General features: G+C 72.6%; 1 protein-coding gene. It reads left to right on the plus strand.

The features are described from left to right. On the plus strand, window positions 1–1,555 hold a 1,555-nt coding region (gene polA / locus AC2W7G_RS14890; protein WP_485869125.1), incomplete at its 5' end, for a DNA polymerase I. Window positions 1,556–1,964 lie beyond the last annotated feature (409 nt).

Here is a 1,964-nt window from a genome sequence, read left to right on the forward strand (position 1 = left end):
CCTGGCCGACTGGCTCGCCGACCCGGCCCGCCCGAAGGTGCTGCACGACGCCAAGGCCAGGTGCACGCGCTGGCCGCTCACGGCCTGGACCCTGCGCGGCGTCGCCGCCGACACCGCCCTGGCCACCTACCTCGTGCGTCCCGACCAGCGCGCCTACGACCTGGCCGACCTGTCGGTGCGCTACCTGCACCGCGAGCTGACCGACGCCGAGGCGTCCGGCCAGCTGTCGTTCGACGACGACACCGTCGGCCCGGCCAACGCCGCCCAGCGGGCGCGGGCGACCCTCGACCTGTGGGGCGCCCTGCAGCCCGAGCTGGACGCCGAGGGCTCGCTGGCGCTGCTGCGCGACGTGGAGCTGCCGCTGCTCGACGTCCTGGCCGTCATGGAGCAGGTCGGCATCGCCGTCGACTCCGACCACCTGTCGGCGCTGCACGGCGAGTTCACCGACCGCATGGTCGCCGCGGCGCAGGAGGCCTACGACGTCATCGGTCGCGAGGTGAACCTCGGCTCGCCCAAGCAGCTGCAGGTCGTGCTCTTCGAGGAGCTCGGCATGCCGAAGACCAAGAAGACCAAGACCGGCTACACGACCGACGCCGACGCGCTCCAGTCGCTGTTCGTCAAGACCGAGCACCCGTTCCTGGCCCACCTGCTCGACCACCGCGACGTCACCCGGCTGCGCCAGACGGTCGAGGGGCTGCAGAAGACGGTCGCCGACGACGGCCGCATCCACACGACCTACTACCAGACGATCGCGGCGACCGGACGGCTCAGCTCGGCCGACCCGAACCTGCAGAACATCCCGATCCGCACCGAGTCCGGCCGGCGCATCCGCGAGGCGTTCTGCGTCGGCGACGGCTACGAGACGCTGCTGACCGCCGACTACAGCCAGATCGAGATGCGCATCATGGCGCACCTGTCCGAGGACGCCGGGCTCATCTCGGCGTTCAACTCCGGCCAGGACTTCCACACCGTCATGGCCGCCAAGGTCTTCGACCGCGACCCCGAGGCCATCGACGGCGGCCTGCGCGCCCGCATCAAGGCGATGAACTACGGCCTGGCGTACGGGCTGTCGTCCTACGGCCTGAGCCAGCAGCTGGGCATCACCACGGGCGAGGCGCAGGCGCTGATGGACGACTACTTCCAGACGTTCGGCGGCGTGCGCGACTACCTGCGCGGGCTGGTCGACGAGGCGCGCATGACCGGCTTCACCGCGACCATCCTGGGCCGGCGGCGCTACCTGCCCGACCTGCAGAGCGACAACCGCCAGCGCCGCGAGATGGCCGAGCGCATGGCGCTCAACGCCCCCATCCAGGGCTCGGCGGCCGACATCATCAAGGTCGCCATGCTCGGCGTGGCGTCCGCGCTGCGCGAGGCCGACCTGCGCTCGCGCATGCTGCTGCAGGTGCACGACGAGCTCGTGCTCGAGGTCGCCGCCGGCGAGCTGGAGCAGGTCGAGGCGCTCGTCCGGGCGCAGATGGCCTCGGCCGCCGACCTGTCGGTGCCGCTCGACGTCTCGGTCGGCATCGGCCGCACCTGGCACGAGGCCGGCCACTAGCCCGAGCCTCGCCGCCACCGATGAGTGGGCAACCTCCCCCGCGCGCGGAGCGGTGAGCGGGCAACCCCTCGCCCGCGGCAGCGGTGAGTGGGCAACCTCTTGGCGGGTCGATGGGGTTGCTGTCTCACCGCCCGTGGTCGCACCGGGTCCGGAGCGGTGAGTGGGCAACCTGACAGAAGGTCGAGAACGTTGCTGTCTCACCGCTCCCGGACGGCGCCGGCGCGAGGGGGCTCAGCCGAGGGCGGCGACGCCGTCCAGCAGGTCCGGCTCCAGCGCGCGGTCGGCCAAGACGACCCGCACGAGCCCGTCCGGGCGGGCGCGCGCAGCACCTCGACGAGGCCGGCCGGCGGGCGACGGCCAGGGACGGCGGGGTTGGTCGGTGAGCACGACGGGCGACGGACCGGAACGC

The sequence above is a fragment of the Aeromicrobium sp. PFPM2_SD2 genome (assembly GCF_057364525.1).